The sequence below is a fragment of the Paraburkholderia sp. genome, assembly GCF_034668105.1.
Classification (GTDB): domain Bacteria; phylum Pseudomonadota; class Gammaproteobacteria; order Burkholderiales; family Burkholderiaceae; genus Paraburkholderia.
In genome coordinates, this window is sequence record NZ_JAXDPY010000457.1 from 1 (window position 1) to 3,351 (window position 3,351).

3 protein-coding genes and 1 pseudogene are annotated in these 3,351 nt (G+C 62.0%); 3 read left to right on the forward strand and 1 reads right to left on the reverse strand.

Annotated elements, in window-relative coordinates; translation table 11 throughout:
* The 3 genes from QOC89_RS20465 to QOC89_RS20475 all read left to right on the forward strand — a co-directional run.
* A partial coding sequence (locus tag QOC89_RS20465) for a CaiB/BaiF CoA transferase family protein (RefSeq protein ID WP_323046684.1) occupies positions 1 to 606 on the forward strand: 606 nt, incomplete at its 5' end.
* Positions 603 to 1,562: a hydroxymethylglutaryl-CoA lyase gene (locus tag QOC89_RS20470; protein ID WP_323046685.1), complete on the forward strand. Its 960-nt coding sequence runs from the start codon at positions 603 to 605 to the stop codon at positions 1,560 to 1,562. The genes QOC89_RS20465 and QOC89_RS20470, both read left to right, overlap by 4 nt.
* Before the next feature lie 49 nt (positions 1,563 to 1,611).
* Positions 1,612 to 2,943 (forward strand): MFS transporter, encoded by a 1,332-nt coding sequence (locus QOC89_RS20475; protein WP_323046686.1) that lies wholly within the window; start codon positions 1,612 to 1,614, stop codon positions 2,941 to 2,943.
* Between the two features lie 48 nt (positions 2,944 to 2,991).
* Here QOC89_RS20475 and QOC89_RS20480 read toward each other — a convergent pair.
* Positions 2,992 to 3,351: pseudogene (locus tag QOC89_RS20480) on the reverse strand (Na+/H+ antiporter); the annotation flags it as partial.

Consider the following 3,351-nt stretch of genomic DNA (forward strand, 5'->3'; position numbering starts at 1 on the left):
GATGTTTCGCTGGTCGAAAGCGTGTTCAATCTGATGGAAAGCCTCGTGCCCGAATACGACCTGCTCGGTCACGTGCGCGAGCGCAGCGGCGGCGCGTTGCCCGGCATCGCGCCGTCGAACACCTATCCGACGGAAGACGACGGTTATGTCGTGATCGCCGGCAACAGCGACCCCATCTTCAAGCGGCTGATGCATGTGATCGGGCGCGCCGATCTCGCCGACGATCCCGCCTTGGCCCACAACGACGGTCGCGCGAAGCAATGCGCACTGCTCGATCAGGCGATTGCCGCATGGACTTCGCACCATTGCACCGACGACGTGCTCGCCGCGCTCGAACGCGCTGAAGTGCCGGCAGGGCGCATCTATTCCGTGGCCGACATCGTTGCCGATCCGCACTACCAGGCGCGCGACATGTTGTTGCCGACGCAGCTGCCTGGCGGCGCCTCGGTGAAGATGCCGGGCATCGTGCCGAAGCTGTCGGACACGCCGGGCGAAGTGCACTGGCAAGGTCCCACGCTGGGTGAGCACACCGGCAGCGTGCTGAGCGCACTCGGATTCGCCAACGAAGATATCGCGCGGCTGCGCCGCGAAGGAGCCGTGCAATGAAAGCGAGCGACACCAATCTCGACAAGCTGATCGTGCAGGAAGTCGCGCCGCGCGACGGCTTGCAGATCGAACCGACCTGGGTTGAAACCGCCGACAAGATCGCGTTGATCAACGCGCTTTCCACTGCGGGCTTCACACGCATCGAGGCGGGCTCGTTCGTCTCGCCGAAAGCGATTCCGGCGTTGCGCGACGGCGAGGCCGTGTTCCAGCAGATCGAGCGTCATCCGGGCGTGATCTACGTCGCGCTGATTCCGAATTTGAAGGGCGCCGAACGCGCGCTGGCCTCGCGTGCCGATGAACTGAATCTGGTGATGTCGGCGAGCCAGACGCACAACCGCGCCAATATGCGGATGAGTTGCGAGGCGTCGCTGGCGGCGTTCGGCGATATCGTGCGGCACGTCAAGGATTCGGGCGTGTTGCTGAATGCGTCGGTGGCGACCGCGTTCGGTTGCCCGTTCGAAGGCAAGATCGACGAAGACCGCGTGATCGGCATTGTCGATGCGTATCGTGAGATGGGCATACAGGGCATCACGTTAGCCGATACGACCGGTATGGCGAATCCGCGCCAGGTGTCGCGGCTGGTCACGCGCGTGCTTGAGCGACTGCCGGCTTCCGCGCTCACGCTGCACTTCCACAACACGCGCGGTCTGGGTCTTGCCAACGTGCTGGCCGCCTACGAAGCTGGCGCGCGCCGCTTCGACTCCGCGTTGGGTGGCCTTGGCGGCTGCCCGTTCGCGCCAGGTGCTTCCGGCAACATCTGCACCGAAGACCTCGTGAATATGTGTGACGAAATCGGCATTCCGACGGCGATCGACCTGGAAAAGTTGCTCGCGTTGTCGCGGGGCTTGCCTGCGCTGCTCGGCCATGACGTGCCCGGGCAACTCGCGAAGGCCGGCCGTAACTGCGACCTGCACCCCGTGCCTGAATACGTTCTGCAGATCAGACACTTACCCTAACTGATTACACGACCGGACGGCATCGCCGAACCCGGCATTGGAGACAAGCATGAGTGACCTAGGCGCAGTCGCAAGCGGCGGCCGTGAGTACAGCGCGGACGACGCCGTGGCAATCATCCGCAAAGTAGCGTGGCGGCTCATGCCGCTGATCATGGTCTGCTACCTGTTCGCGTTTTTCGACCGCATCAATATCAGCTTCGCGAAGTTCCAGTTGCAAAGCGACCTCGGGCTCTCCGATACGGCATATGGTCTCGGCGCGAGTCTCTTTGTGATCGGCTATGTGTTGTTCGAGGTACCGAGCAATCTGTTTCTGTACAAGGTCGGCGCGCGTCGCTGGATTGCACGGATCATGATTTCATGGGGCCTCGCGACGGCGGCGATGGTGTTCGTCAACAACGAATGGCAGTTCTATGGACTGCGCTTTGTGATCGGCGCGATGGAAGCGGGCTTTGCGCCGGGCGTGCTGTATTACCTGACGCTGTGGTTTCCGCCGAGCTATCGCGGACGCATTACGTCGATGCTGTTTCTGGCGTCGGCGTTCTCCGGTTTAGTTGGTGCACCGCTCGCGGGGCTGGTGATCGGGCATATGAACGGCGTGCTCGGCATGCCGGGCTGGCACTGGTTGTTCCTGCTTGGTGGCCTGCCGTGCGTCTTTCTCGGCTATCTCGTGTTGAAGCTGCTGAAGGATCGGATCGAGGATGCGGGGTGGTTGACGTCGAAGGAGAAGTCTTTTCTGTCGACGCAGATTGCTCAGCAAAGCCGGCATCCCGGCACGGGGCATTCGTTGCTTGGCGCAATCAGGACGCCCGGATTCCTGACCTTGGGCCTGGTGTACTTCCTGATTCAGGTGGCGTCGTACGGCTTGAATTTCTGGGCGCCGCATCTGATTCGCGTCGCGGGCACGAACAATCCGACGGTAATTGGTTTGCTGACGGCGGTGCCTTATGTGTGCGGTGCGATCTGCATGGTCGTGGTGGGGCGGCTGTCTGACGCGAGCGGCGAGCGGCGCAAGTTTGTTTGCGGATTGCTGGTAATGGCGGCGGTTGGATTCTTTGCTGCCGGCTTCTTCGACAAGCAGACTACGTTGCTGGTTGTCGCGTTGGCGGTGATGGGCGCTGGGGTGGTTGCTTCGATTCCGGCATTCTGGGCACTGCCGCCGAAGTTGGTCACGGGCGCGGGCGCAGCCGGCGGGATTGCGTTGATCAATACGCTCGGCCAGCTGGGCGGGATTGTCAGCCCGGTGATGGTCGGCCGAGTGAAGGATCTGACTGGTAGTACGACGCCCGCGTTGTACGTGATCGGCGCGATGAGCCTGGTTTGCGCGTTGATCGTGTTGTACGGGTTGCCTGATTCGCTACGGCAAAAGGATGCGGCACTTTGATGGCGGCAGTTGCATCGAAGAGAGCGCCGCCGCCGTGCAACATGGCCGTCAGCCTCTGCCATGGAGTGCCGCGATCTCCTGTAAATCCAGATCGTGTTCGAGGAGGGTCAGCAGTTCATCATGAATCAGACCCGTTCGATGCACCGTGAGTAGTTCGGTGCGTCCTGCGGCGACGGCGGCCAGAATCACGTCGTAATGTGCCGCGCGAGCGTCCCAGGGAAAGGCGCTCTCGTCTTGATGGGTTTCGGTAATGCGCGCGCGATAGCTGTATTGCTCCAGCAATCGCGGATGAATTACTTCACCATCCGGTCCATGCACCAGCGGTTGAATCGCGGCGAACCGCGCTGCCTCCAGCCGTGCCCACGCCTGCGGTTCGGTCAGATGCTCTGCGTTTCGTTCGGATGAGTG